This window comes from Pseudomonas sp. SMN11 (assembly GCF_052041945.1).
In the GTDB taxonomy this organism is placed as follows: Bacteria; Pseudomonadota; Gammaproteobacteria; order Pseudomonadales; family Pseudomonadaceae; genus Aquipseudomonas.
Genome location: NZ_JBKGGW010000089.1, coordinates 1 through 607 on the forward strand (window position 1 = coordinate 1; position 607 = coordinate 607).

The 607-nt window shown below is 64.1% G+C and carries 1 protein-coding gene; it reads right to left on the bottom strand.

What is annotated here, in order from left to right; all coding sequences use genetic code 11:
• A partial coding sequence (locus tag ACLEJU_RS28660) for an Ig-like domain-containing protein (RefSeq protein WP_440776781.1) occupies window positions 1–607 on the bottom strand: 607 nt, incomplete at both ends.

Consider the following 607-nt stretch of genomic DNA (forward strand, 5'->3'; position numbering starts at 1 on the left):
ACTCACCACCCCGGTGCTCGGGTTGTAGCCGGTGATGGTCAGGATGTTGCCTTCCGGTGTGACCACCGATTGCGGGAAGCCGGCAGCCACGCCGCCAGTGACCACGGCGATACCGCCCACGGTCAGGCTTTGCAGGCCATCAGCCGCCGTCACCTTGAAGGTACCTTGCTGGGTCAGGGCATTCGCATCCGGCGCGGTGCCGTCGCTCAGGTTTTTCTCGTAGACGGTCAGCTCGCCGTTCTGCACATCCAGGCCGTCGAGGGTGACCGGGTCGTTGAGGTTACTGATGTTCAGCGTCAACGTCGCCGTGCTGGTGTCGCCGTCGGCGTCCTTGATCGTGTAGGTGAAGTGCTCCACGCCATTGCCGCCACCGCCAAGGTTCATGAAGTCCGGGGCATTGGGGTTGAGCGTGTAGGTGTAGGAGCCGTCTGCGGCCAAGACCAGCGTGCCGTAGGTGCCGGTGTAAGTGCCGGCGATCACCGGGCCGCCGGCCACGCGGTCGGCGCCTTGCACGTCGTTGGTCAGCACATTCCCGGTCAGTTCGACATGCTGCTCGGTTGCCGTTACGGCGTTGCTGTCGTCCACCGCTTTCGGTACGTCATCGACA